This window comes from Flavobacterium zepuense, from assembly GCF_007097145.1.
Taxonomy (GTDB): domain Bacteria; phylum Bacteroidota; class Bacteroidia; order Flavobacteriales; family Flavobacteriaceae; genus Flavobacterium; species Flavobacterium zepuense.
On the sequence record NZ_VJVZ01000005.1, the window covers coordinates 174,163 to 200,176 of the forward strand.

The window sequence follows — 26,014 nt, forward strand, 5'->3', positions numbered from 1 at the left end:
TATTACATTTCGAGAGACGCAATGCCTTGCGTCTCATGTAAATTATAGTGGGAGACGCATACAATGCGTCTCTACAAGCTGCATCAAAACTTCATAACAAATCCGCCATAAGGTTTTAAGGTAACGGTAGTCTTGCCGGGTTTAACATCGGTTTTATCAAACAGGGCAGTAGCGCCATCGGTAATCATGTAGCCGTTTTTCTTTATAAAACTTAGGTCTATGGTAATGTCTTTCGCTTTGTTTTCACCGTTAATGCCGGTAATAAACCAAACATTGCCTTTACGGCGGGCCATAACCACATCTTTACCGGGAAAGCCTGCCAATAATTTACTCTCATCCCAATTGGTATGAATGTCTTTTAGGTAGTCTTTTACAAACTCCGGCATTTTAGCCATGCCTTGTGGTGTTTCGGCTAAATGCTGAATCCCTGACAGGAATAATGTAGGCAGAGCCAACTCAAACGCGCTGGTAGACCTCCTGTTAATGTTAGGGATATTATCTAAAGCCATAGGTGTAAAATCCATAGGCTCGTACAGGTTGCGGGTAAACGGCAGCATAGCGCAGTGGCTCGGTGCCTGGTCGGCCACATTTTGTTCAAAAGATATAAACTCAAAACCTTTAATAGCCTCGGCAGTCATAAGGTTAGGGTAGGTGCGCTGCCAACCGCGGGGCAATGTAGCACCATGAAAGTTAACCAGTATCTGGTTCTTTAAAGCAGAGTCCAGTATATCGTGGTAATAAGCGATCATCGACTGGCCATCGCCACCAAAAAAATCAACTTTAACCCCCGCAATGCCCCAGTCATGCAGTTTTTTAAATTCGGCATCGCGACTTTCTTTTGTAAGGAATTTATCCTTAGGGGTATATTTAACGGTGTTCCAGCTACCTGCGGAATTGTACCAAAGTATTAGCTTAACGTTTTTGTCTTTGGCGTAAGCAATCAGCTCTTTGATCTTAGGCTCGCCAATGCGCGTATCCCAACCGGCATCAATAAGGCAGTACGGCCATTTCATATCGGCAGCATAATCTATAAACTCTTTAGTAGTATCATAGTTAACCGAATCGTCTTTTAAAATTGCCCAACTCCAAGAAGCTATGCCCGGTTTAATGTAAGATGTATCATCGCTAACCGCCTTATCGGCTAAGTCGGTCCCAAGCGTTGAGTTGGTAACCGTTTCTAAATCGCCAATGGCAACAATTCTCCAGGGTGTTTCCCACGGTAATTTGGCCTCAGGGTTAAGGGCAGCATCCGGGGTAAATATCTCTTTGGGCTGTGGGAAAACCACCTTCATAACTTTGGCTGCGTCATCATAAGCCAGGTGGGTACCGCAGTAGGTACGGCCCAGTCCGGTTTCTGAAACTGCCATCCAGGTATCGCCTTCCTTAAATAGGGCAGGGTATACCCAACCTTCACCAATTGGCGATTTAGCATTTACCGGAACGTCCATTTGGTAGTATTCCTCATAACCGGGATTGCATTGTTCCCAACCCGATTTTGCCTTGCTCATAGGCTGTAGCCAGGCTTTCGCCGAAGGCTTAAAGTTATAGGCTGTTTTTTCTTCGGTAATGTATTTTACATCATCAGATTTTTCGGGGAATTTGTATTTAAAAGCAAAACCATCATCGGATACATTAAAAACAACATCCAGCTTTTTACCGTTCTTGTTTTCAAGGTGTAATATTTTTTGATTGGCTTTATACGTTACATCTTTCTTTTTGCCGTGAAGCAGGCTGTAAGAGTCAGAAATCTTTTCTTCATCTGAAATTGATGCTATAGCCAGTTCATTAAAAAAGTTCTCGTCTTTTCTAATCAACCCAATGTAAGAAGTATCAATAACTACTTGCTTGTTTCGCTTAACAAGGTAATAGGCCTGTTGCTTTTTAGTAATACCAAAGTCAACCGTAAGGTTTCCGTTAGGGCTGGACACGTTGTCTGCTGTCTTGTTGTTAGACGATGAGCAGGATGCAAGGGCAACAAACAGTGCCCCGCAAAAATAATTCTTCATCATTTATAAGTGTTTAAATTACATTTATAAATATACAAAAAAACGTTTGCGGAACAAGAATTCTATAAAAATTATAAGGACATTTTTATGAAGTTGCCAAAAGCCTTTAAATTTTTGCTCTTGTAGAAAAGACAATTACGCAAAATGCCATTAACGCAAGAAACAAAAAGGATACTTTAAGGGTAAAGGCTTCGGCAAGAAAACCGATAACGGGCGGGCCAATTAAAAAGCCAATAAAGCTTATTGTTGAGACAGCGGCGATGGCCGGGCCCGGCAGCATTGTAGTGCTCCTTCCGGCGGCGCTGTACACCATTGGCACTACCGATGATATACCTGCGCCAATAAGCATAAAGCCTATTAAGGCAGGAGTAAAGGTTGGAAATATAACCACTATTAATAATCCGGTTGTGCTTAACGCGCCACTAAGTTGCAGCGTAGTTTTAAGCCCGAAGCGGTGCGAAAACCAATCGGCTACAAAGCGTCCGGCCGCCATAAAGCACATGCCTGCGGTATATCCGGCACCTATCCAGGCTTCCTCGGCCTGAACCACTTTTTTAAAATAAATAACGCTCCAGTCGAACATTGCTCCTTCAACCACCATAGAGCAAAAGGCAATAATACCCAGCGTAATCAGCGATTTATCGGGCTTTACAAACGCCGAACCGCTTTTGGCGGGGCTGCGGTCGTTATGTAAAAAGTTCCAGCATATAAGTACTGTGGCAACAATTACAACAGCAATGGCGATAAAGTGGGTTTCGGGTATAATGCCTTTGGCTATCATTAACGTACCTATACTTGCGCCCAGAAAGCCGGCAAGGCTCCACAAGCCGTGAAACGAAGCCATGATGGGTTTGGGGTACAAAGCTTCGGTTGCAACCGCCTGTGTATTAACCGATATGTTAACAGCATTACTGCCAAGGCCAAAGACCACTAAACATCCCACTAATAAAAACGTACTGCTACAAAAAGAGAGGCCAACAAGCGCTAAGGCATATAAGGTAAGTGATAACGCCAACACTTTCCGGCTGCCGATTTTTGTAACTGCCCAGCCCGCAAGGGGTAGCGAGAGCATAAGGCCTACGGGCAGGGCAAAGAGCACGCCGCCGAGTTCGGCTTCAGATAAAGATAGTTTTTGTTGTATGGTAGCTATACGCGAAGCCCAGCTTGCAAAACACAAGCCCGCCATAAAGAACATTGCAGCTACAGCGGTTCTAAAAACTCGCGGTGAATGGCTCATAGTATAAAAAAGTAGGGTAGGTTTTATTTCAATAACAAAGATATATCAATAAGTGTGTTTTTAACAGTTATTATTTAAATTTCATTGTTTTGTTACGAAGCTACTGTAATGCCTTGAAATAATATACTTTATTTATGAAGGCCGATTTTAACTTTAATGACAATTTTTAGATTAAATTTTGAACAACTTTATATTTTTTCAATCGATTGCTTGTATATGTCAAAAAATTAGTGTTATTTCGACACTTATTAATTTTTGTTTTCTTTAACGATTATAAGTTAGCATTTTAACAGTTGTTAGAGGGCGCAATTTTTCAAAAACAATCTTTTTATTTAATTACATACTATGATAAATTTAAAAACATTTGAAGTTTGGTTTATAACAGGAAGCCAGCACTTATATGGTGAAGAAACTTTAAATCAGGTTGCAGAACACTCTAAAGCAATTGCCGCAGGCCTTGATGCTGCGGGACAAATACCGGTGCGCGTTGTTTTTAAGCCTACCGTAAAAACAACTCAGGAAATTTATGATACCTTATTGGCTGCAAACACTACCGATAATGTAATTGGTGTTATTACCTGGATGCACACGTTTTCGCCCGCTAAAATGTGGATTCGTGGCCTAAGCGTTCTTAACAAACCGTTACTACACCTTCATACCCAATACAATCGCGATATACCGTGGAGTTCAATAGATATGGACTTTATGAACCTTAACCAGAGCGCACACGGCGACAGGGAGTTTGGTTTTATGGTATCGCGCATGCGCAAAAACCGTAAAGTTGTTGTAGGTCACTGGCAGGATCCTGAGGCATTGGCCGAAATAGGCGCATGGACAAGAGCTGCTGCAGGCTGGTATGACTGGCAGGGTGCCAAATTTGCCCGTTTTGGCGATAACATGCGTTTTGTTGCCGTTACAGATGGCGATAAAGTAGAAGCAGAACTTAAATTTGGTTTCTCTGTAAACAGTTATGGTATAGGCGATTTGGTAGCTTTAATTGATGCTGTTTCCGAAAACGATATCGAAAAACTGGTTGCAGAATACCAGGAATTATATACAATAGCAGATGACCTTAAGCCGGGTGGTGCACGATATTCATCGGTACATGAGGCTGCAAGGATAGAGATCGCGCTTCGTAAATTTTTAGTGGATGGGGGCTTTAAAGGCTTCTCTGATACGTTTGAAGACCTTCATGGTATGGTACAGCTACCGGGACTTGCTGTGCAGCGTTTATTAGCTGACGGTTATGGCTTTGCCGGAGAAGGCGACTGGAAAACCGCTGCATTAGTGCGTGCATTTAAAGTAATGGGTGCAGGTCTTGAAGGCGGTAACGGCTTTATGGAAGACTATACCTACCACTTTGCACCGGATAACTCACTGGTTCTTGGATCGCACATGCTGGAAATTGATGCATCGCTTGCAAGTACTAAGCCATCGTTAGAGGTTCACCCACTTGGAATAGGCGGTAAAGCTGACCCTGCAAGGCTTGTGTTTAACGTTGCCGGTGGCGCTGCGCTTAACGCATCTATAGTAGATATGGGCAACCGTTTCAGGATGATCGTTAACGAGGTAGAGGCTGTTGAGCCTGTAGAAGAGCTTCCTAACCTGCCTGTGGCACGTGTTTTATGGAAACCACTGCCTGATATGAAAACAGGATGTGCCGCATGGATCTATGCCGGTGGTGCACACCACACTGCTTACAGCCAGAATTTATCGGCTGAATTGATACAGGACTTTACTGATATGGCGGGGATTGAGTTCCTGCGTATAGGGAAGGATACTAAACTGGACCAGTTTAGAAACGAAATTAGATGGAATGATGCTGCTTATAAATTGTAAAGTGCTAAATTAGGCACCGCTATAACCAAACCAAATTTAAATTATGGGCAAGTTTTCTACCATTGATTACGTAATATTTATTGTTTACTTTCTTTTAGTCTCGGGCTACGGCTACTGGATTTACAAGAGCAAGAAGAAAAAAGAAGGAGAAGTGTCTGATTCTAAAGACTTTTTCCTTGCCGAAGGCTCGCTTACATGGTGGGCCATCGGAGCCTCGCTTATAGCGAGTAATATATCTGCCGAGCAGTTTATAGGCATGAGCGGTAACGGCTTTGTTGTGGGTGTGGCAGTAGCCGCCTACGAGTGGATCGCTGCTATTGCGCTTATCATCGTGGCCGTGTGGTTTATACCTGTTTATCTTAAGAACAGGATATTTACCATGCCACAGTTCCTGGAAACGCGTTACAACCAGACTACCAGCCTTATCATGGCTATCTTCTGGCTGTTTTTATACGTATTTGTTAACTTAACTTCTATCCTTTACCTGGGTGCCATAGCTATTGCCAATATGGCGGGGCCGGAGCATTTTCACGTGATTGTGATCGCTATGGCGATATTCTCTCTGGTAATTACCCTTGGCGGTATGAAAGTAATAGGCTTTACCGATGTTATACAGGTAGTAGTACTTGTAATTGGCGGACTGGCTACAACCTACATTGCCCTTACTATGGTAAGTGAGCATTTTGGCTTAGGTACCGATGCCCTTGCAGGCTTTACTAAAATGATGGAAGACGCGCCGGACCACTTTAAGCTTATGGTTGAAAAACCGGGTCCGAATGCTACACAGGCCGATGTAAACAAATACCTTATGTTACCGGGTATCGCCATGTATTTTGCAGGTATCTGGATTGTTAACCTTAACTATTGGGGCTGTAACCAGTACATTACACAGCGTGCCCTTGGCGCCGACCTTAAAACGGCACGTACCGGTATCTTGTTTGCAGGTTTCATGAAGCTTGCCATGCCGGTTATTGTAATGCTACCGGGTATCGCGGCTTATGTACTATATAAAAATGGCGCACTGCAAACCGAAATGGGTGTGGGCGATGCCTTTAACTCAGATAACGCATACTCAGCCATATTAGGTTACCTGCCAACAGGCCTTAAAGGCTTATCTGTAGCGGCGTTAACAGCAGCTATAGTAGCTTCGCTTGCGGGTAAGGCAAACAGTATCTCTACCATCTTTACATTAGATATCTACAAAAGGTACATCAACAAAGATGCAGAAGAGAAAAAACTGGTAATCGTAGGCCGTCTGGCTATCCTTGCCGCCATCATCTTCTCGGTAGTACTTACCTGGAACGATGCCTTGGGTATAGGTGGCGAAGGTGGGTTTACCTTCATCCAGAAATATACAGGTTTCTTTAGCCCGGGTGTATTTGCCATGTTCCTATTAGGTATGTTCTGGAAACGTACTACAGGTGCAGCAGCTGTTGCAGGTGTTATTGCAGGTTTTGTACTGTCAATATTCTTTAACAGCTATGCGGTAGATGTTTTTGGACCCGAAACATGGTTATGGACAGGCTATATGAACAAAGCAGGTGTTTACGAAATTCCGTTCCTTATCTGTATGGGCTGGTCGTTCGTGTTTACGCTGTTGCTAATGATTGTTATGAGCCTTGCAGGCCCTAAGATCAATCCCAAGGCATTCGAGCTGGATACTACAATGTTTAAGGTGGCACCGTCTACCCTTGCACTTATCGTGGTAACACTGTTGTGTGTTGCAGGCCTTTATATAACATTCTGGTAGGAAAGCACCAAATACAACAAGCAACTGGCAACAGGCAGCCAACAACTGTCAACCGTTAAGTAAACTGACAACCAAAAAAGAAAGAATATGAAATTTTTTATTGACACTGCAAACCTTGCACAAATTAGGGATGCCCACGATATGGGTGTACTTGACGGTGTTACCACCAACCCTTCGCTCATGGCAAAAGAAGGCATAACGGGCAAGGATAATATATTAAAGCACTATGTAGATATTTGCAACATTACTGATGGCGACGTAAGTGCCGAGGTTATTGCTACTACATTTGATGAAATGGTGGCCGAAGGCGAAGAGCTTGCTTCTTTGCACCAGCGCATTGTTGTAAAGCTGCCGATGATAAAAGACGGCGTTAAAGCCGCTAAATATTTCTCTGAAAGAGGTATTAAAACTAACGTAACACTGGTATTTTCTGCCGGGCAGGCATTGCTTGCCGCTAAAGCAGGGGCAACGTATGTATCGCCGTTTATAGGCCGTCTGGATGATATATCTACCGATGGTTTACAGCTAATTGAGGATATCCGCCTTATTTATGACAACTACGGTTATGAAACGGAGATTCTTGCGGCATCAGTACGCCATACCATGCACATTGTAAACTGTGCCAAGCTGGGTGCCGATGTTATAACCGGCCCGCTTAGCGCAATAGAATCGTTATTAAAACACCCGCTTACCGATAATGGCCTTGCCCAGTTTTTGGCAGACCACGCAAAGGCAGCGGCTACAGCAACTGTATAATTATGAAACACGATATAGCTTATTTAGAGCAGGTGGCATCGCAGGTGCGCCGCGATGTTGTAAGGATGGTACACGGCTGCCAAAGTGGACACCCGGGAGGATCTCTTGGATGTACGGATTTTTTGGTAGCCCTGTATTTTGAGGCCATGAACCGCAAAGAGGGGTTTGAGATGGATGGTAAAGGCGAAGACCTGTTCTTTCTTTCTAACGGGCACATATCGCCTGTATTTTACAGCGTACTGGCCCATTCAGGATATTTTGATAAGTCGGAGTTAGCTACCTTCCGTAAGCTTAATACAAGGCTTCAGGGGCACCCAACCACGCACGAGCACCTTCCGGGTATCCGTATTGCATCGGGTTCGTTAGGGCAGGGCATGAGCGTTGCCATTGGCGCGGCGCTTACCAAAAAGCTAAACGGCGATAACAGTATTGTATACACTCTTCATGGCGATGGCGAGTTGCAGGAAGGCCAGATATGGGAAGCCGCAATGTTTGCCCCGCACAATAAAGTAGATAACCTTATTTGTACAGTAGATTACAACGGCCAGCAAATAGACGGCCCTACAAGCCAGGTACTTTCTTTAGGCGACCTTAAAGCTAAATTCGTGGCTTTTGGGTGGACGGTTTTAGAAGGCGAAGGTAACGACATGGCACAGGTGCTTGATGTACTTGCCCAGGCAAAAGCCCTTACAGGCAAGGGCAGCCCGATCATGATCCTGCTTAAAACCGGTATGGGCCACGGAGTAGATTATATGATGGGCAGCCACAAATGGCACGGTGCAGCACCAAACGATGCACAGCTTGAGCTGGCACTGGCACAACTGGAAGAAACCTTAGGTGATTATTAAAGGCCCCCTTACCCCCAAAGGGGGAACAAGTGTGGTTGCAAACATAATTCAAACATCCTATTACCCCTAATAGGAATTCCCCCTTCGGGGGATAGGGGGCCGATATGAAAAAATATACATATACAGAAAAAAAAGATACCCGGTCGGGATTTGGCGATGGGCTTTTAGAAGCCGGTAAACGCAACCCCGATGTGGTGGCACTTTGTGCAGATCTTGTGGCATCGCTTAAAATGCAGGACTTTATCAATGCCTTCCCGGAGCGTTTTGTACAGGTAGGTATTGCCGAGGCTAACATGATAGGCATTGCTGCCGGTATGACCATAGGGGGCAAAATTCCGTTTACGGGTACGTTTGCCAACTTTAGTACCGGCAGGGTTTACGACCAGATTCGCCAGAGTGTAGCGTATTCTGATAAGAATGTAAAAATATGCGCCTCGCACGCCGGGTTAACCCTGGGTGAAGACGGTGCAACCCACCAGATACTGGAGGATATTGGGCTTATGAAAATGCTTCCGGGTATGACGGTTATCAACACCTGCGATTACAACCAGACCAAAGCAGCTACCATTGCCATTGCCGAGTATGAAGGCCCGGTGTATTTGCGTTTTGGCCGCCCGGTACTGCCTGTGTTTACAGATGCTGACCAAAAGTTTGAAATAGGAAAGGCATGGATGGTTAACGAAGGTGCCGATGTATCTATATTTGCTACCGGCCACCTTGTTTGGGAAGCCATACAAGCGGGTGAGAAGCTTGCCGAAGAAGGTATAGATGTAGAGATCATTAACATACATACCATTAAGCCACTTGATGCAGAGGCGGTATTAAAATCGGTAGCTAAAACAGGCTGCGTGGTTACTGCCGAAGAACACAACAGGCTTGGTGGGTTGGGCGACAGTATTGCCCAATTACTATCTACAACTAACCCTACACCGCAGGAATATGTGGCTGTAGATGATAGTTTTGGCGAAAGCGGGACCCCTGCCCAGCTAATGACAAAATATGGACTGGATGCCGACCATATTATTAAAGCAGTTAAAAAAGTTATTGCGCGAAAAAAAGCGTAACAAACGTTTGGTTATAGTGATAAGAAATCCCTCATGGCTCCGGCTTTGGGGGATTTTTGTTATACTAATCTTAAGGCAGTAGTACCGCCTGTACTAATTTATAGTATCTTTAATGTAAGCTATAACACTTTATTGTATGGATATTGCTAACCAGCTTTTTTGGCTTTTTACCCTTCCACTGCCCATTGGCTGTGTTGCCTGGACGGTAACGCACGAAGAAGTATTTCGTGAACCCCGCGAGTACTGCGTTAACTGTAGTAAAAATGGCAAGACATTATTGCAAAGAAAGTTTTTTTACCTTTTTACCTGCGAGTATTGTTTTAGTCATTACGTTACCGCTTTTTTTATAGTGGTAACCGATTTCCATTTACTACTGCCCGATTGGAGGGGCTACCTTATTGCAGAGTTTGCCCTGGTTTTTGTAGCCAACTTTTACATGAGTATTTTTGCCCTGCTGCGCCAGGCCATTAAAAAAGAGAAAACCGAAATTGAGGTAATGCAAAAAGAGGTAGAAAAATAATTACTTAAAATTCTTTAAGAAATCTTCTTTATAGGTTGGCGAAACTTCAATTTCGCTGCCATCCTGTAGGGTAAGGTAACCACCTTTATTGTACAGCTTTACAAAAGTAAGGTTCACAATATGCGATTTATGTACCCGTAAAAAAGGCAGTGGCAATATCTCAGAAAAATACTTTAAAAAGCGGCACGCCATTTTTTTGCTGCCGTTGGTAAGGAAAAGGTCGGTAAAGTTACCATTGCCCTTAAGCCGGATGATATCTTCCATTTTAACCACTTCAAAACCCTCAAGAGTAGGCAGGATAACCTGTTGCTTTTCGGGTTTGGTTTCCCTGAAATTCTCTACGATGATCCTGTTGCGGTTAAACAGCTCGTGGTTTACAATTTGCTGCTGTACTTTATTTACAGCCACAATAAGCTCTTCAATACTAATAGGTTTAAGCAGGTAATACGCCGCGCTACGGTTGAGCGCCTTAAGCGAGTATTCTGAAAAAGCCGTTACAAAAATGGTTTCAAATTGCAGGCCGTTGCAGGCTTCCAGCACATCAAAGGCATTGCCAAAAGGCATTTCCACATCTAAAAAAACCAGCTGGGGATGTAACTCATGCAATAACGGAACCGCTTCGCGGCTGTTTTGCGCCTCGCCAATAACCTCAATTTGTGGGCAGTAACGCGACAGGTAGTTGCGCAACACCTCCCTTGCGGCGGCTTCGTCCTCAACAATTATACTCCTTATTTTTTGCAGCGCCATCATATTTTATTTATTAACGGGAAAACAATTTGTACAACGGTGCCGGTAAGCGGCAGTTCTTTTTCGGATACATTGAATGCTATATCCTTTTTATAAAGTTCGCCCAGCAGGGTAATACGCTCTTTAGTATTGGTTATCCCGCGGGACTGGTGCACCTTTTGGTTCTCTGTTTTAAGCTCGCTACTGCGTGTAATGCCAATACCATCATCCTCAACTGTAGCAATTACCTTGTTGCCTTTCAGCGCAAAACTAAGCTGTAGCAGGCCTTTATCTTCTTTATAGCGTAGCCCGTGCCAAATGGCATTTTCCAGGTGCGGCTGTATGATCATGTTAGGTATGTAAGTGGTTTCCGGGTCCAGGTTATCATCAACGGTAATAGTAAAGTCAAACTTATCTTTAAAGCGCATGTGCTCCAGCCCTAAGTATTTTTTAAGGTGCTCGGTCTCATTGGCAAGGGTAACAAAATCCTTGTTAGAATTTTCCATCGTGTTGCGCATAAGGTTAGAGTAGGAGGTAAGGTATTTGTTGGCCTCCAGCTCGTTATTTTGCGCAATAAACTGGTTCACGCTGTTAAGGCTGTTAAATATAAAGTGCGGATTCATTTCGCGGCGCAGCGATTGCAATGCAATTTCCTTATTTTTTGTCTTGATGGAATACAGCGCCTTAACAATAAACCCAAAAAACAATATGAGCAGTAGTACCGACCCTAACAGGAAATAGTTAAACGTATTTTTGCGTGAGATAAGCTCATCCTTAAGTACTTTCTCCTTTTCCAGTTGGCGGATCTTCTCCTCGGTAACCTGTAGCGCTTTGGCATCGGTAAGTGTGCTATCGGCATGGATGAGCCTCTCAAAATCGCTGAAGAACTCCTCATACAAAGCCATTGCGGCTTTGTCATTGCCTTTAGATCGGTAATAATGTACAAGCTCGCCCAGGCTCTTTTTAACCTCTGTAGTGCGCCCTTTTTGCGAGGCAAGTGTGTAGGCTTCGCGCAGGGTCTTAACGGCATCATCAGGATTGCCCTGCTTAAAATAAATGGATGCCAACGACTGCAACTGTGTAATTTGCGTGGTGTAATCGTTCTTATCCTCCGCTTTTTGAAGCAGCTCGCGGGTAATGTTTATGGCTTCGGTAAACAGGTTGTCATCGGTATATATTTTTGCGATCTCTTTATTAATGCTCACTTCTTTAGAGGCGCTTTCGGCATAAGGAATGGCTTTTTTATAACTCTCAATCGCCATCTTTTTGTCGCTGTTTTGCAGGCTTATTTTGGCTTCCTGCACGTAGGCATCGGCAACTTCTTCTTTTTTGTTTTCCTTATCCAGCAACTGTATATTATCCTTTACATATTTATCCTGCGCCACCGGATTGTTAGATTGCCGTAGCCGGTTAAAGTCGTTACTGTTAAGTTGCTCGACGCTTTCGCTGGTAGCATTTTCGCTGGCAACCTTATAATTAGACCGTGCTGAGCTTATTTTATTTTGTAATTCCTGCACCTTAGCCAGGTTCCTAAAAACCCGGGCTTTACTGGTACTGTTGTTTAGCTTGGTGTAGAGTGCCAACGCCTTGCCAAGGTATTCTTCGGCTTTGGCATAATCGCCCTTATCGGTAAAGCCATCGGCAAGCAACTCGTAGTTTTTGGCAATAGCGTTATCGTCATTCACTTCAAATGAGCTCTCAAGTTTTTTGGCCGCCGACTTAATTTGCTTTTGCGGACTCTCTTTTTTAGATTTTTTAATTGTATCCTGTGCCATTATACCCTTTGGTACCAACAGCATCAGGAGTACTATAAAGCAGGCTGACGTAAAGCGCATTGCAATTTTTTTATAAATGTAAAGTAAATTATTTTCAAACGCTTTTCCTACTGTTTTTACCAACTGATGAGGCGGTTTTACCCTTTCTCCAAAATGTGCTTTTAAATGCAATATACATTTGTTTCATAATCATAAAACCATCGATCATGAAAACTATCACACTATCAGTACTGCTTTTAACAGCATCATTAAGCTTTGCAGGCTGCAAACAACAAGAACAGGAACCTGTTGTAGCTTTGAACACTATTACAGAACCACAGCCACAGCAACAACCCCTAAAGCCAAATGTAACCAACAAAATACAGGTTGCGCTATTGCTGGATACCTCTAATAGTATGGACGGCCTTATAGACCAGGCTAAAGCAAGGCTCTGGAATATTGTAAACACCCTTACTACCCTAAAATATTCCGGACAAACACCGGATATAGAAATTGCGCTGTACGAGTATGGTAACGATGGCCTGGGGCAGCAAACCAATTACATTCGTCAGGTGGCACCGCTAACTACTGATTTAGACCTTATCTCTGAAAAGCTGTTTACGTTGCGCACCAACGGAGGATCTGAATATTGTGGGGCTGTTATTAAAGATGCTACCCAGCAATTAAAATGGGGAGCCAACACTAACGATATGAAACTGCTTTACATTGCAGGTAACGAGGGTTTTGACCAAGGGGGGATAAGTTATAAGGAGGCAATATCTGATGCTTTAAAAAGCAATATTTATGTAAATACTATTTACTGTGGCAGTCAGGCAGAGGGTGTTCAGCTGCATTGGAAAGACGGTGCCGATAAGGGTAGTGGCAAGTTTTTTAATATAGATTCTGATAAGGCAGTGCAGTATGTAGAAACACCGTATGATGACAAAATAACCATTTGTAATGAGAGGATGAACAAAACCTACATTAACTACGGCCGTGAAGGCGAAAGTAAAAAAATGAACCAAGAAGTGCAGGATAACAATGCCAGGACGGTTTCTAAATCTAATTATACCGAGCGTGCCGTAAGTAAATCTAAAGAAGTTTATAAAAACGATAGCTGGGATTTAGTAGATAAAGTAAAGCAGGATAAGGATGCTGTTTCTAAAATTAAAAAAGAAGAGCTGCCTAAAGAGCTTCAAAATAAAAGCACTGCCGAGATTAAAGCTTTTGTAGATACCAAAGCCAAAGAAAGGGAAGCCATACAAAAAGAAATTGGAGAGCTGGCTAAAAAACGCCAGGAGTATATTGATAATGAAACCAAGAAAACTAATTCTCACGATGATTTGGGTAATGCCATGAGCACCTCTATAATTGCTTTTGCAAAGATTAAAGGATATAGTGTAGAGAAATAGTAGTGTAAATGTAAAAAGCCTTCCGTCAAGAAGGCTTTTTATTATTGATGAGGCTTAGTTTGAGGCTTGGTTTTGTTCCTAACACCATTTGCCATCATATAGAACTTATCTAAAAGCCGATTATTAACACTCTTTATTTGTTTTACGGTTTCCGGTGTTATTTCCTTGCTTTCTAACATGAATTCATCCAGAAGTTCATCAAGGTTTTTACGCAGTTCCGACCGTAATTCAATGATTCTGTTTAATAGAATTTTATCAGGATCATTAATTTCTTTTGTTATCCTGGGTAGCGTACTTACCTTGATGTTGTACAAATCTTGCGCATAGGTTTTGTAGTCTTTTATCATATGTACTTAGGTATAAGGTTAAACTATTTTATGGCTTAAAATTTAATTTATACATACGAATATATATTATTTAAACATTTAATCACTTATTACTTAATACAGGTTTTGTTATGATTTGATTAACATGATTTTTTTGACAATTACTGTTAATGATTTGATTAGCAGTGGTATACTGCTTATTTTCTATTTATGGCTTTATTATTTGCATTTTTTAAAACTTAAAGGAATGATAAGATGCATTGTAAACCAATTGGGTTGTTAATGTTTATAACTAAAAATGCCTTTGTAAAATCACAAAGGCATTTTTAGTTATAAACACTATAGGTTTACTCATTAACCTCATAAGTAACAACCGGTTTTGCTTTATTTTTAAGTGAAAAATCGCCCACATACTTGCAGTGGAATGATTCCTTTATTTTGTGGTATACTTCTTCGGTAATTAATATCTGCCCAGCCTTGGCAGCCGATTGTAAACGCTGTGCTAAATTAACCACATCACCAATTACGGTATAGTCAAGCCGCTTTAAGGATGCCGACCCTATATTGCCCGATACCATTTCGCCAGAGTTAATGCCAATAGATACCTGTGGCTTAAAAGTAGTGCCGCCTAAAGCAATCTCGTCTTCATCTTTTAACTGTTCCCTTATGGCAAGGGCAGCGTCTAACGCCCGGTCTAAGTGAAACTCACCCCTAAAGACAGCCATAACGGCATCGCCCATAAATTTATCTACGTGGCCGCTCTGGGCTATAATTTCGGTTACAATTTTATCAAAAAGTCCGTTAAGGAGGGTAACTACCGTATTGGCCGGAATTTGCTCTGTGATGGACGTAAACCCGCAAACATCAATAAATATTACGGTAGCATCCAGCAATTCATTTTTTAACAGGCTGTTTTCAAATTCTTTGTGTGCCATAAAATTAAGCACATTTTCATCTACATACATTTTAAGTATGTTGTTCTCTTTTATGGCCTTTATGGTTTCCTGCACCTGCCTTGAGTAGTTTACCGTTTTTTGTATGGTAACATCAAGGTCTTCAAAATCAACAGGCTTGGTTAAAAAATCAAAGGCACCTTTATTCATGGCAAGGCGAATATTTGTCATATCGCCATAGGCCGATACCATTACCGCTTTAAGGCTTGGGTTAGCTTCGGCCAGGCGTGTTAACAGGGTAAGCCCATCCATAACCGGCATATTAATATCGCTTAATACAACATCAAGGTCAGGGTGCTCCTTAACTTTATCAAGGGCATCTTCGCCATTTATTGCAAAAACAAACTCATAAATATTTTCGCGTATTTTTTTACGGAACTTTTGCTTTACGAGTATTTCCAGATCCGTTTCATCATCCACAACAAGTATCTTGGCCATCAGGTAAGGTGTTTTAGTTTGTCTTTAAGTAAATTAAAGTCAAGGGGTTTGGTTAAAAAATCATTAGCGCCTTTTTCCATAGCCTGCCTGTGGTTCTCTTCGTCGCCATAAGCGGTTACCATCATTACAACAGGGGGCGGTGCGCTATACTCATGCCTTATTTTAGAGAGCAGCTCCAGGCCGCTCATTCCGGGCATGTTGATGTCTGATAATATAAGTACAACTTCAGAGTGATGCTCCGTTAAATAATTTAGTGCCGCCTCACCCGAAAGGGCAAAGTCAAAATCTACCTCATGATTTTTTATTTCTTTTCTAAAGCGCTGTAAGAAAAGCGGTTGCACATCGGCCTCATCATCTACTACAAGTATTTTCATGGCTGTATTATAATTTGGTTAAATATAATAATTTAAAAATTGCTTAAAAGCAGGTATCATAAATTATAAAGGAATGTTAATAAAAAATGTACAGCCTTCGCCCTCAGTGCTTTCAATATTTATGGTGCCATTGTGTACTTTAACCACAATATCATAACTAAGGCTTAAGCCCAGCCCGGTGCCTTCGCCCGTAGGCTTGGTGGTAAAAAATGGCTGAAGAATCTTATCTTTAATAGCATCCGGTATACCGGTGCCGTTATCTCTTACTATAATTTGTACCGAATTGTCTTGTTGCAGCGTGTTTACTTCAACCACGGGTTTATAACTGCCATCGGTAAACTGTTTGCTCTTTTGTTGGGTGGCATAAAATGCATTGGTAAACAAGTTAAGCAGCACGCGGCCCAAATCCTGCGAGATGGCATTTACCTTAGGCAGGCTTTCGCCGAAGTTAGTAACCAAATCGGCATTAAAGCTCTTATCCTTAGCACGCAGGCCGTGGTAGGCAAGGCGCAGGTATTCATCGGCCAGTGCGTTAACATCGATAGGTTCTTTTTGCCCGGTTGAGGTACGGCTGTGTAGCAGCATTCCTTTTACAATACTATCGGCACGGCGGCCGTGATGGGCAATTTTTTCGAGGTTGAGTTTCAGGTCGGCCGTTATTGCTTTAACCTCTTCGGTATCGCCTTTGTCCAGCTCTTCGCCCATTTCTTCTAAAAGCTCAATACTAACATCGCTAAAGTTATTTACAAAGTTAAGCGGGTTCTGAATTTCGTGCGCAATACCGGCAGTAAGTTCGCCCAAGCTTGCCATTTTCTCACTTTGGATAAGCTGTGCCTGGGTTTGTTTAAGGTCTTCTAAAGAGCTTTGCAGTTCGGCGGTACGTGCGGCGACCTGTTGTTCTAACAGCGTATTTTGGTTGGCCAGCAGCAGACGTTTTTCCTGTTCCTGGGCAAGGTTTATAGCCGAAAGGCCTTCAATATCCTTAAGCTGTTGGGTTAATAGTTTATTTGTTGAACCAAAATCTCTCGCTAAAATAAATGATACGAGCAGGGGAGGGATAAGGAAAGCAACATCATATGAAAAGAGGTAAAAAAAGCTCCACGGTGAGTAGATGCTTGCAACAGGCAGCAGTAAAAAGGTAATTACCGATGCTATTTGCCCTGCAAAAAACAGGGTACCGCCCTGTATGCCTTTTTTCATACCAATGTAGCCTATCCGGGCGGCCTCAATTAAGGTTAACACCACCGCAAGGTTGGTGGATAATTGCTTCATAGGATCGCCTGAAATGAACTGGTGCACGGACGATAAAACACAACAAACCAGTAGTATATAAAACAAGGCTTTTTTGCGTTGGCCAAAATAGGTGTAAATAGCATATAAAAACACCATACCGGCAAACGGCGCCGAGATGTTGAACAGGAATGAACTGATGAATTGTTCGGTCATTAACGGCTTGGTTGCCCCAAAAACACCCCTAAACTGGGCAATTGCCATGGTAAAGGCATATATGGAAAATAAGAGGTTGATGCTCTTTTTCCTGTGGCTGAGGTACAGGAACAAATGCAGTATAGACAGCATTAAAAACAAGCCTGTTACGATAGTCTGGTTAAAACCGGAATCGATATTTCGTTTGTACCATTTTTCGCCATACTGCGGCAGGAAAAGGGTTGCATTAAACATGGGCAGCATGGTTGTAATGTTGTACAACGCAGGGCTGTGCGCACTGTACCGTATGGCCAGTACCTGGTGGTTATCATCAGATAAGGGCAATGTAACGGGCAGGCTCTGCGGATTGTGGCCTACTTCGTTGTTAGCATCAGCACTTACAGTACCAAAGGTGTATAGCTTTTTCCCGTTAAGGTAAATTTCTGATGCTCCAAACTGCTCAATGCAGATTGAGATAGGCCTACCCTTTAAAGTATCATTCACTTTAAATGTAAGGCGCAGCCAACTAACACTATTTTGAGCCTGTGGTAACGAATGCAACGGTAAAGACGGGTCGATATCCTTCCATCCGGTGTCATCAAAATTCAGGTTCGCCCAAGAGCTGTCATCGCCGTTTTTAAATTTCCAGCCGGTCTCTAAAAGCAAACCTTTTTCAGGGAGGTTGTCTATGGTATATTGGGTACTTTGTGCTGTTGCCGTAAAAGCGAAAACCAACATCCAAAAGTGAAATATCAATGTTAATTTCATCCTACTGGTATGGTAATTATAAATTCAGACCCCTTGCCCTCGGCGCTCATAATATCTATAGTGCCGCCGTGTGCTTTTACAACAATATCGTAGCTAAGGCTCAGGCCAAGGCCGGTGCCCTCCCCAGTAGGTTTTGTAGTAAAGAAAGGCTGTAATATCTTGTCTTTTATGGCATCGGGTATGCCGGTACCGTTATCTTTTACCCTAATTTCTATTGAATTGCCTGTAGCTATGGTAGTTATAGATACGGTAGGTTTAAAGCCTTCGCCTTCAATGTTTTTTTGCTGTTGGGTAGCGTAAAAAGCATTGGTAAATAAGTTGAGCAGCACACGGCCCAGATCCTGTGGTACAACGGTTGCCTTAGGCAGGTTTTCTTCAAAATGGGTAATCAGTTCAGCGTTAAAGCTCTTATCCTTGGCTCGTAGCCCATGATAGGCAAGGCGCAGGTATTCGTCTGATAATGTGTTGATATCGGTTAGTTCCTTTTGCCCCGATGATGCCCTGCTGTGCTGTAGCATGCCCTTAACAATACCATCGGCACGGCGGCCGTGGTGGGCAATTTTTTCAAGGTTGCCAATTACATCATCGGCAATGGCGGTAGCTTCTTCAACATCGCCCTTTTCAAGCTCTTCCTTAAGCTCCTGAAGCAATTCGACACTTACATCACTAAAGTTGTTTACAAAGTTTAAAGGGTTCTGAATTTCGTGCGCAATACCGGCAGTAAGCTCGCCCAGGCTTGCCATCTTTTCAGATTGTATAAGCTGGTTCTGAGTGAGTTTCAGTTCCTCTATAGAGTTTTGAAGTTCGGCAGTACGATCGGCTACCTGCTGTTCCAGCTCTACTTTTTGGGCGGCTATAAGGCGGGTACGTTCTTCTTCTTTTTCCAGGGCTACACGTGCATTTGCAATTTGCAGCGATTTAAAACGGGCAAACATACCCCATGAAAGCACCAGTATTGTCCACATACCAAAGGTGGTAACAATCCAGTCCCACTGTACTATTACCGCAATGATAGGGCTTACTAAAAAGGGCACGGCTGCAATTACAAAAATACGGGCTTCTTTATCTTTTTTACGCAGTAGTGAAATGATCATTACTATAGAAGCCACAAGGAAGGCAAGCACAATTAGTACTGAGAATCCGCATACTATTATTAAGAAGAGCACCTCATGCATTATATAGCCTACAAATATGAGAATCCCAATGATACCAATAAGTACAGATGAGTAAATTAAAAACCTGTCCCAGTTGGGGAAATGAATACTTATCCTGAAAAAGTAACGGATGGTGTGGATAAACATAATAATGAAACCCAATATGGTTATGCCTATAAAAAACGGATAAGCTTCTCTGTTCTCTGCAAATAAAAGCGATGAGAATACCTCCATAGCCAGTAAAAGCGCCGAAAATAAAAGTAAAAACGAGTACACCAGGTAAACTTTTTCGCGGTTTACATAGTAAAAAAACAGGTTAAAAATTACCGCAAAAAGTATGAAACCAAAAAAACCAAATGATAAAATATCATCAGTAGTATATGTTGGTTGTTCAAGATATTTAGTTTTAATAATTTTTAAGTAATCGCCAATACCGGGCGTTACGCCGGTATAAAAAACAACCTCGCCAAGATCTGCATATACCAAAACTTCTTCATTAGCAGCAAGGGTATAGGTTACCTGGTTAAGGCCTTTAATACCATCCCTTTTGCTCCAGGGTATCATATCGCCGCTCTTAAAATGCAGCCATTTATCTTTATTACTAATGTAAATATGCTCATTATCCCTTATAGAGGTAAATGAAATTATTTTAGCATGCGGATAGTTATTTTTAAGCCTGTAGCGCAGCCAGATATGCGATTTTTGATTCTGAAAACTTACTGTACGCTTGGCGGGCAAAAACCTTTTGGTGTATTTCGGTGTAATGATATCTTTAAAGGTGATGATCTTTTCGCCCGAATTAATATACTGCCAGTTATTGTCATTTAAATCCTGGTATATAAGCGAATCTGTCTTGATAACAAAGGCTTCCGGCCAGCTTTGCTGCGAAAATGCAGGTAGCGCAAACAACAATAGCGATAAGAATAGTAAAATTTTTTTCATTGGTCTGGTTGGTTGATGTAAAGGTACTTTACCTGCTTTTTCTCACTACTTTTATAAAAGCTTTGTAAAATGTTAAAATTTAGCTAATATAGGTGTATTACCTAACTTATGCAATAACAGCAGCCAAGTTAATAACAGGCTTAACCTGTTAGCTAAATATGGTATAAAAAAAAGAGAGCCATTCTTTACGAATGGCTCCCGGAAGTGAAGTGTGTGCACTCCGTGTGCACTCTATAGAACTAACCAAATTAAACCCTTACCTTTTTGTATCGATAAAGTTTTGTTCTTTAATGTTATAGGGATGATAGCCGTTTTGCGTGGGGCTACCTCTGTTTCAGAAAAATGAGTGTGGAACACGTAATACATAGTGCCCTTTTTATCGTAAAATACATCGCCATGGCCGGTGCCCGGATATTTTAAGATAGTGCGCGAAATAAATGCACTATCATGTTTTTCCCACGGCCCGTATGGGGTTTTGCCGGTAGCATACCCCACGGCGTAATCTTTATTCCTGAAATCGTTAGCCGAATAAATAAGGTAATACAAATTATCCTGTTTAAGTACGGTAGGCCCTTCGGTAACCGTCCATTGTACCTTTTCGGTATCTTCCCATTGTTTTGTGGCAGTAATACACTCTTTAAGGGTAGATGGCTTAATAGCACTCAGGTCGTTTTCCATCTCGGCTACAAAAATGCGGTTGCCTTTTTCTAATCGAACGTGGTACATATAGATCTTGCCATTATCAAAAAATACAAAAGGGTCTATCTGCCTAACATCTGATGCTAAAGCCTTGCCATCATTTGTAAACGGACCAACCGGACTATCGCTGCTTGCAATTGCAATTTGCTCATCGGCCGTATAGGCCATATAAAATTTGTTGTTGTACTTAAACACCTGTGGCGCCCAAAAGCCTTTGGTGCCAAAGCCATCGCCTTTTTTAAAAGCAAAGCCATCTTTTGTACCTTCGGGTTTCTTCCAATGGATAAGGTTGGTTGAGGTATATACTAAAAAGCCTTCGCCATCAATATCTTTAGCACCTTTTGTACCATAGAGGTAGTAGGTGCCGTTGTTTTCAAAAATGGTTGGGTCGGCCAATAGCGGGTTCTTTTCCTGCGCTTGCAGCGCACAAACGAACAATATGAAATATAACAGTTTAAAAACTTTCATAAGCTTATTTTTCGGTACTGAAATGATAATCCGATACCGTGTGATACGTGCTTCCCGGCTCTAAAATAATAGATGGGAAATCTTTCTGGTTAGGAGCGTCTGGGTAGTGTTGGGTTTCCATGGCAAACGCGGTACGGAAATCGTCTTTTGCGCCACTTTTAAACGTGTTCTTGCCCTGCATAAAGTTGCCGCTGTAAAACTGTAAGCCAGGCTCCTGCGTGGTAACTTTCATTACAATACCCGATTTATCGCCTACAACCGTTGCGGCCTCGTTCATTGCATTTGCAGCTCCCGTTTTAAGGGCAAAATTATGGTCGTACCCTTTGCCGTTCTTAAGTTGCTTATCGTTAGCCTCAACACGTTCCCCAATAGTGTGGAAGTCTGTAAAATCAAACGGTGTGCCTGCCACGGCTGCTAAATTGCCTAACGGGATAAGGCCGTCATCAACCGGGGTGTACTTATCGGCATTTATTTTAACCTTGTGGTTTAATACTGTACCGCTGCCTTCGCCATTAAGGTTAAAGAAAGCATGGTTGGTAAGGTTTACCGGTGTTTTTTTATCGGTAGTGGCTTCATACTCCATTTTCAGGTTTTGGGTGTCATCTACGCTATAGGTAACCTTAACGTTTAAAGTACCGGGAAAACCCTCTTCGCCATCTGGTGAAGTATAGGTAAACACCAGTGTTTTTTCGTTGGGCTGCTGTACATTCCAAACAATGCCCTGAAAGCCTTTTTTACCGCCGTGAAGGCTGTTCTTGTCATTATTTAGAGGTATGTGGTAGGTTTTACCATCAAAGGTAAAAGTACCTTTAGCAATACGATTGCCCACACGGCCAATGGTTGCGCCAAAATAAACCTCGGTAGAATTTTGATATGCTTTGGTGCTGTTTGGGCCAACCACAACATCAGTCATTTTGCCGTCTTTATCCGGAACCCAAAGCCCTACAATACGGGCTCCGTAGTTGGTAAAAGCAACAGTTATTTTATCAGCTTTTATATAGTAAAGGCTTACGTTTTTACCGTCTACAGTGGCATCAAAATCCTCTTTTTTAAGATGTGTGTCTAAAGTTGTATCTGCAACGGCAGTTTCTTTACCTGCAGCCGGTTCTTCTTTTTTAGTTTCCTGGCAGGCAACCATAAGCAGGGCCGATACTACCGAAGCCGCTATAATATTAGGTGTTTTCATATTATTTTACGCCGTTTAGTTTTTTGATTACGTTTACTTCGTCCTGGCGGTAAGGTGTGCCGTCTTTCCTGAATACATCGTGGAACCAGATATCCGGCTCTGTACCCGATGGTATTGGGGTATCCCAGGCGTAAATAGTATTGGTTTTGCCAGAAACAAGACCCCAGTTTATTGCACCTATGTTCTCTTTTTTAAGAAGCACCATGTGGTTAAAAAAGCTGTTATTTTTGGTACGCGCCATATATTCTGTACAAATCAGTGGCCTGTCGTGTGTTTTAAGCAGGTTGGTAATGCGCTGGTGATCGTCTAACGATTCGTAAAAGTGGTACGTTACGATATCAGAGTTTTGTGCCTGAAGGATGTTAAGGTCAACCAGGTCCCATTTCCAAAGCCCGGCAGATATTGGCTGTGATGGGTTAGCCTCACGTGCCCATTTAAACACGTCTTTAAGCAAGGCAAGGCTTTTGTTACCCTTGCCGCTGTTACCCGGCTCATTGTATAAATCCCAAAGCACGATCCTTTTATCGTTGCCAAAGGTTTTTAAAATATCTTTTACATAGGCTTCAAGCTCTTTATCGCCTGCGTGGTCTACATCGGGGTAGCCTGGATCCTGCATCCATCCGGAGTTGTGCACGCCAGGTTTTACATCGGGCTGTTTGCCAATGGCAGGGTTAGGGTTCCAGCAGTCATCAAAAAACACAAACAGGGTTTGTATGCCATGCTTGTTTGCAATTTCAAGGTATTTCTCTACGCGTTTTTTAAAACCTTTAGGATCTGCCTTGTACGCCAGGCTGTGTAAAAATACACGCATGGTATTAAAGCCAATGCCCTGGGCGTAGCCAAGCTCACGGTCTATAGTTGTAGGGTCAAACGTTGCTTCCTGCCACATTTCCATCTGGCTTATGGCAGTACTTGGTATAAAGTTGGCACCGCTCATCCATTTATACTCGGCATACCATTTATCGGCTTTTTCCTTAGTCCATTTCTGTCCCTGTGCCGCTAAGGTTAAACTTGCAAAACAGGCAATTAAAATAAAAATTTTCTTCATTGTGGTTGTAATTTATTCAGATGGTATTTGTAATGTTTGTTTGTTAGAAACAGGTACACCCAGGTTTGGCGTACCGTCTTTATTCCACTCTATTTTTTGCATCCTTGGCGAACGTTTGTTGCCGCAGCCTTCATCGGGGTTATCGTTAGCGTGGAATAGTATCCAGTCTTCCTTACCGTCCGGCGATTTAAAGAATGAGTTGTGCCCCGGTGCATACACGCTGTTAGCCTCGCTTTTTACAAAAATAGGCTGTTCATGCTTTTTCCAGTTTTTGGCATTCATAAGGTCGTCTCCGGTAAGCTGAAGCAGGCCCAGGCTGTAAAAGTCGGTCCAGCAGCCGCTTGAAGAAAACACAATGAATACGTCTTTACCATGCTGTAAAAACTGAGGGCCTTCGTTTACATTAACGTGTGGTGGGTTAACGGCATCGTCTAGGTCGCCCTGTTTTTCCCAGTTATAGGTAGGCTGCGATATTACTACGCGCTGGCTGCCCAGTGTCCACGGGTTGCTCATTTTAGCAATATAAATGTTTTGCTGGCCGTTAGTATTGCCTTCCCAGCCGCTCCATATCATGTACAGTTGGTTGTTGTAGGTAAATATGTTACCATCTATAGCCCATCTATCCGGTGCGGCAGCAATTTTACCTTTAAACTCCCATGCGCCTTTAAAAGGGTCTTCTGATTTGTTTTCCAGCACATACATCCTGTGCTGGTGGTTGTCGCCACCATCGGCTGCAAAATAGGCATACCATTTATTGTTGATTATATGAAACTCCGGTGCCCATACATCTTTAGAATATTCGGTACCGGCGGGCGGGGTCCATATTACCTTGCTTTCGGCATTGTTAAGGTCGGCCAGGTTTTTGGTCTTCCAAAGCATAAGCTTGTTGCCAAGCGTGTGTGTGTAGTAGTAATAACCATTATGGTACGTACTGTACGGATCGGCACCCGCAGGCAGTATTGGGTTGTTGAATGTTTTTTTCTGTGCGAACAAACCAGTAAAGGTCAGTAACAATAGTAAAGCTAACGTCTTTTTCATGTTAGGGTATTTTTTAAAATCCGGCGGTATAGTTTATCATATCCCTGCCGAAATTTAATGTAATCAGGATTATTTTTTATTTACTTCTGATGTTATCTGCTTAATAAAATCAGTTTCAGCTTTTATATAAGGTGTACCGTCGGTATTAAACACTTCATGGAACCATACCGGCGGTGCAGCAGTGTAGGTTTTAGTCCAGCTGTCCCAGGGATATTTGGTTTGGGTCTTGCCGTCTACCAGCCCCCAGTTTATCATACCCACATTATATTTTTTTGCAATAGGCAAAAAGCCCTGAAAGGTACTGCCATTAGGCCTTGCCATATACTCAGTACAAATCATTGGTTTGCCGTAGCGTTGTAATTCTTTAATTTTAGTTTCAAATTCCTGTGGCGTGCTGTAGTTGTGGAAGGTTATAACATCCGACTGCTCTAACTGCAATTTGTACATAGGCAGCATTTTCTCAGCATTGCTCCAGTTACCCTCCCATATACCCGATGTTAACGGTTGGCTTGGGTTGGCCTGGCGTGCCCAAACAAACACTTTGCCCAGCAGGTTATATACCAGTTCTTTTTTGTTAGGTATCTCTACCTTTTCGTATGATGCGCCTGTCATATTATCGGGCTCGTTCCAAACATCCCAGCCCAGGATTCTGCTGTCATTTTTAAAATGGCCTATGGTGCCTTTTACATATTTTTCAAGGCGGGCATACTGGGTGCTGTCCTGCAATACTTTTTGGCCCGGGCCTTGTACCCAGCCGGAGTTGTGCACATACGGTTTTGGTGCACGTTGTTTTCCCGTTACCGGGAACGGGTCCCAGCACGAATCAAACAGTACAAATAATGTTTTTATATGGTGTTTATCAGCAATTTTAAGGTATTCGTCCATGCGTTTAAAAAGGCCTTCAGGATCTTCTTTATACAACAGGTCGTGCAGGTATACGCGCATACTGTTCATACCTATGGCTTCTGCCCAGCCTAATTCTTTATCGATAGTTGCAGGGTCGAACGTATTGGCCTGAAACATCTCTAACTGGTTAATGGCAGTACTTGGGGTAAAGTTAGCACCCACATACCACGGCTGGCTGCCGTACCATTCATTTGCTTTTTCTTTAGTCCATATTGTCCTTTCAACAGCAGGGGTTTCGTTAACAGCATCTTTCTTAGCGCTCTCTTCTTTGCAGGAAAAAAGCATAAGCGAAGCCGCCAGTGTTAGGGCAAAAGGTGTTCTTTTTAAAATTTTTAATGCCTTCATAATTGTAAAGTGGTATCGGATGAACCGGAGAT

The 26,014-nt window shown here is 42.6% G+C and carries 21 protein-coding genes; 7 read left to right on the plus strand and 14 right to left on the minus strand.

The genetic code is table 11. The annotated features are described in order from the left end of the window. Positions 1–83 precede the first annotated feature (83 nt). Positions 84–2,009 (minus strand): glycoside hydrolase family 97 protein, encoded by a 1,926-nt coding sequence (locus FMM05_RS09575; protein ID WP_221932260.1) that lies wholly within the window; start codon positions 2,007–2,009, stop codon positions 84–86. A 103-nt stretch (positions 2,010–2,112) separates the two neighbouring features. Then, a complete protein-coding gene (locus FMM05_RS09580) occupies positions 2,113–3,243 on the minus strand; it encodes an MFS transporter (RefSeq protein ID WP_143373146.1) in 1,131 nt (376 codons plus the stop codon). Positions 3,244–3,588: 345 nt separating this feature from the next. Here FMM05_RS09580 and araA point away from each other — a divergent pair, with 345 nt between their 5' ends. The 6 genes from araA (at position 3,589) to FMM05_RS09610 (ending at position 10,020) form a co-directional block, all read left to right on the plus strand. Beyond that, positions 3,589–5,082 (plus strand): L-arabinose isomerase, encoded by a 1,494-nt coding sequence (gene araA, locus FMM05_RS09585; RefSeq protein WP_143373147.1) that lies wholly within the window; start codon positions 3,589–3,591, stop codon positions 5,080–5,082. Between the two features lie 43 nt (positions 5,083–5,125). Beyond that, positions 5,126–6,832, plus strand: coding sequence for a sodium:solute symporter family transporter (locus tag FMM05_RS09590; protein WP_143373148.1), 1,707 nt, complete (start codon positions 5,126–5,128; stop codon positions 6,830–6,832). Positions 6,833–6,919: 87 nt separating this feature from the next. Beyond that, complete coding sequence (fsa, locus tag FMM05_RS09595; RefSeq protein WP_143373149.1) at positions 6,920–7,588, plus strand: fructose-6-phosphate aldolase; 669 nt, start codon at positions 6,920–6,922, stop codon at positions 7,586–7,588. A 2-nt stretch (positions 7,589–7,590) separates the two neighbouring features. After that, positions 7,591–8,436: a transketolase gene (locus FMM05_RS09600; protein ID WP_143373150.1), complete on the plus strand. Its 846-nt coding sequence runs from the start codon at positions 7,591–7,593 to the stop codon at positions 8,434–8,436. 104 nt (positions 8,437–8,540) lie between these two features. Then, complete coding sequence (locus tag FMM05_RS09605) at positions 8,541–9,500, plus strand: transketolase family protein (RefSeq protein ID WP_143373151.1); 960 nt, start codon at positions 8,541–8,543, stop codon at positions 9,498–9,500. Between the two features lie 136 nt (positions 9,501–9,636). Beyond that, the gene (locus FMM05_RS09610; RefSeq protein WP_143373152.1) at positions 9,637–10,020 is read left to right on the plus strand and encodes a hypothetical protein; all 384 of its coding nucleotides are present in this window, start codon (positions 9,637–9,639) and stop codon (positions 10,018–10,020) included. On the opposite strand, the gene FMM05_RS09615 is transcribed toward FMM05_RS09610, so the two are convergent. Then, complete coding sequence (locus FMM05_RS09615) at positions 10,021–10,770, minus strand: LytR/AlgR family response regulator transcription factor (protein ID WP_143373153.1); 750 nt, start codon at positions 10,768–10,770, stop codon at positions 10,021–10,023. After that, positions 10,767–12,581, minus strand: a complete 1,815-nt coding sequence (locus FMM05_RS09620; RefSeq protein WP_143373154.1) for a tetratricopeptide repeat-containing sensor histidine kinase — start codon at positions 12,579–12,581, stop codon at positions 10,767–10,769. Before FMM05_RS09620 ends, FMM05_RS09615 begins: the two co-directional genes overlap by 4 nt. A gap of 146 nt (positions 12,582–12,727) precedes the next feature. On the opposite strand from FMM05_RS09620, the gene FMM05_RS09625 reads away from it, so the two are divergent. Further along, complete coding sequence (locus FMM05_RS09625) at positions 12,728–13,912, plus strand: vWA domain-containing protein (RefSeq protein ID WP_143373155.1); 1,185 nt, start codon at positions 12,728–12,730, stop codon at positions 13,910–13,912. Positions 13,913–13,953: 41 nt separating this feature from the next. Here FMM05_RS09625 and FMM05_RS09630 read toward each other — a convergent pair whose 3' ends face one another. The 10 genes from FMM05_RS09630 to FMM05_RS09675 all read right to left on the minus strand — a co-directional run bounded on the left by FMM05_RS09630 (position 13,954) and on the right by FMM05_RS09675 (position 25,982). Beyond that, positions 13,954–14,259: a hypothetical protein gene (locus FMM05_RS09630; protein WP_143373156.1), complete on the minus strand. Its 306-nt coding sequence runs from the start codon at positions 14,257–14,259 to the stop codon at positions 13,954–13,956. A gap of 326 nt (positions 14,260–14,585) precedes the next feature. Beyond that, positions 14,586–15,629 (minus strand): adenylate/guanylate cyclase domain-containing response regulator, encoded by a 1,044-nt coding sequence (locus FMM05_RS09635; RefSeq protein ID WP_143373157.1) that lies wholly within the window; start codon positions 15,627–15,629, stop codon positions 14,586–14,588. After that, positions 15,629–16,003 (minus strand): response regulator, encoded by a 375-nt coding sequence (locus tag FMM05_RS09640; protein WP_143373158.1) that lies wholly within the window; start codon positions 16,001–16,003, stop codon positions 15,629–15,631. The genes FMM05_RS09635 and FMM05_RS09640 overlap by 1 nt, the downstream gene beginning before the upstream one ends. A 63-nt stretch (positions 16,004–16,066) precedes the next feature. Further along, the gene (locus FMM05_RS21165; protein ID WP_235894391.1) at positions 16,067–18,196 is read right to left on the minus strand and encodes an ATP-binding protein; all 2,130 of its coding nucleotides are present in this window, start codon (positions 18,194–18,196) and stop codon (positions 16,067–16,069) included. Further along, complete coding sequence (locus FMM05_RS09650; RefSeq protein ID WP_143373159.1) at positions 18,193–20,292, minus strand: sensor histidine kinase; 2,100 nt, start codon at positions 20,290–20,292, stop codon at positions 18,193–18,195. Before FMM05_RS09650 ends, FMM05_RS21165 begins: the two co-directional genes overlap by 4 nt. Positions 20,293–20,523: 231 nt before the next feature. Further along, positions 20,524–21,459 (minus strand): glycoside hydrolase family 43 protein, encoded by a 936-nt coding sequence (locus FMM05_RS09655; RefSeq protein WP_143373160.1) that lies wholly within the window; start codon positions 21,457–21,459, stop codon positions 20,524–20,526. A gap of 4 nt (positions 21,460–21,463) precedes the next feature. After that, positions 21,464–22,645, minus strand: a complete 1,182-nt coding sequence (locus tag FMM05_RS09660) for an aldose epimerase family protein (protein WP_143373161.1) — start codon at positions 22,643–22,645, stop codon at positions 21,464–21,466. A 1-nt stretch (position 22,646) separates the two neighbouring features. Next, positions 22,647–23,693: a cellulase family glycosylhydrolase gene (locus FMM05_RS09665; protein WP_143373162.1), complete on the minus strand. Its 1,047-nt coding sequence runs from the start codon at positions 23,691–23,693 to the stop codon at positions 22,647–22,649. 12 nt (positions 23,694–23,705) lie between these two features. After that, positions 23,706–24,731, minus strand: a complete 1,026-nt coding sequence (locus FMM05_RS09670) for a glycoside hydrolase family 43 protein (RefSeq protein ID WP_143373163.1) — start codon at positions 24,729–24,731, stop codon at positions 23,706–23,708. A gap of 69 nt (positions 24,732–24,800) precedes the next feature. Then, positions 24,801–25,982: a glycoside hydrolase 5 family protein gene (locus FMM05_RS09675; RefSeq protein ID WP_143373164.1), complete on the minus strand. Its 1,182-nt coding sequence runs from the start codon at positions 25,980–25,982 to the stop codon at positions 24,801–24,803. Positions 25,983–26,014 lie beyond the last annotated feature (32 nt).

What these genes read in the sequence shown, in the direction of transcription:
- FMM05_RS09665 (WP_143373162.1), bottom strand. Translation starts at nt 23,693, where the DNA reads ATGAAGAAAATTTTTATTTTAATTGCCTGTTTTGCAAGTTTAACCTTA.
- FMM05_RS09635 (WP_143373157.1), bottom strand. Translation starts at nt 15,629, where the DNA reads ATGGCCAAGATACTTGTTGTGGATGATGAAACGGATCTGGAAATACTC.
- FMM05_RS09600 (WP_143373150.1), top strand. Translation starts at nt 7,591, where the DNA reads ATGAAACACGATATAGCTTATTTAGAGCAGGTGGCATCGCAGGTGCGC.
- FMM05_RS09625 (WP_143373155.1), top strand. Translation starts at nt 12,728, where the DNA reads ATGAAAACTATCACACTATCAGTACTGCTTTTAACAGCATCATTAAGC.
- FMM05_RS09670 (WP_143373163.1), bottom strand. Translation starts at nt 24,731, where the DNA reads ATGAAAAAGACGTTAGCTTTACTATTGTTACTGACCTTTACTGGTTTG.
- FMM05_RS09590 (WP_143373148.1), top strand. Translation starts at nt 5,126, where the DNA reads ATGGGCAAGTTTTCTACCATTGATTACGTAATATTTATTGTTTACTTT.
- FMM05_RS21165 (WP_235894391.1), bottom strand. Translation starts at nt 18,196, where the DNA reads ATGAAATTAACATTGATATTTCACTTTTGGATGTTGGTTTTCGCTTTT.
- FMM05_RS09640 (WP_143373158.1), bottom strand. Translation starts at nt 16,003, where the DNA reads ATGAAAATACTTGTAGTAGATGATGAGGCCGATGTGCAACCGCTTTTC.
- FMM05_RS09580 (WP_143373146.1), bottom strand. Translation starts at nt 3,243, where the DNA reads ATGAGCCATTCACCGCGAGTTTTTAGAACCGCTGTAGCTGCAATGTTC.
- FMM05_RS09610 (WP_143373152.1), top strand. Translation starts at nt 9,637, where the DNA reads ATGGATATTGCTAACCAGCTTTTTTGGCTTTTTACCCTTCCACTGCCC.
- FMM05_RS09575 (WP_221932260.1), bottom strand. Translation starts at nt 2,009, where the DNA reads ATGATGAAGAATTATTTTTGCGGGGCACTGTTTGTTGCCCTTGCATCC.
- FMM05_RS09615 (WP_143373153.1), bottom strand. Translation starts at nt 10,770, where the DNA reads ATGATGGCGCTGCAAAAAATAAGGAGTATAATTGTTGAGGACGAAGCC.
- araA (WP_143373147.1), top strand. Translation starts at nt 3,589, where the DNA reads ATGATAAATTTAAAAACATTTGAAGTTTGGTTTATAACAGGAAGCCAG.
- FMM05_RS09655 (WP_143373160.1), bottom strand. Translation starts at nt 21,459, where the DNA reads ATGAAAGTTTTTAAACTGTTATATTTCATATTGTTCGTTTGTGCGCTG.
- FMM05_RS09660 (WP_143373161.1), bottom strand. Translation starts at nt 22,645, where the DNA reads ATGAAAACACCTAATATTATAGCGGCTTCGGTAGTATCGGCCCTGCTT.
- FMM05_RS09650 (WP_143373159.1), bottom strand. Translation starts at nt 20,292, where the DNA reads ATGAAAAAAATTTTACTATTCTTATCGCTATTGTTGTTTGCGCTACCT.
- FMM05_RS09620 (WP_143373154.1), bottom strand. Translation starts at nt 12,581, where the DNA reads ATGCGCTTTACGTCAGCCTGCTTTATAGTACTCCTGATGCTGTTGGTA.
- fsa (WP_143373149.1), top strand. Translation starts at nt 6,920, where the DNA reads ATGAAATTTTTTATTGACACTGCAAACCTTGCACAAATTAGGGATGCC.
- FMM05_RS09630 (WP_143373156.1), bottom strand. Translation starts at nt 14,259, where the DNA reads ATGATAAAAGACTACAAAACCTATGCGCAAGATTTGTACAACATCAAG.
- FMM05_RS09675 (WP_143373164.1), bottom strand. Translation starts at nt 25,982, where the DNA reads ATGAAGGCATTAAAAATTTTAAAAAGAACACCTTTTGCCCTAACACTG.
- FMM05_RS09605 (WP_143373151.1), top strand. Translation starts at nt 8,541, where the DNA reads ATGAAAAAATATACATATACAGAAAAAAAAGATACCCGGTCGGGATTT.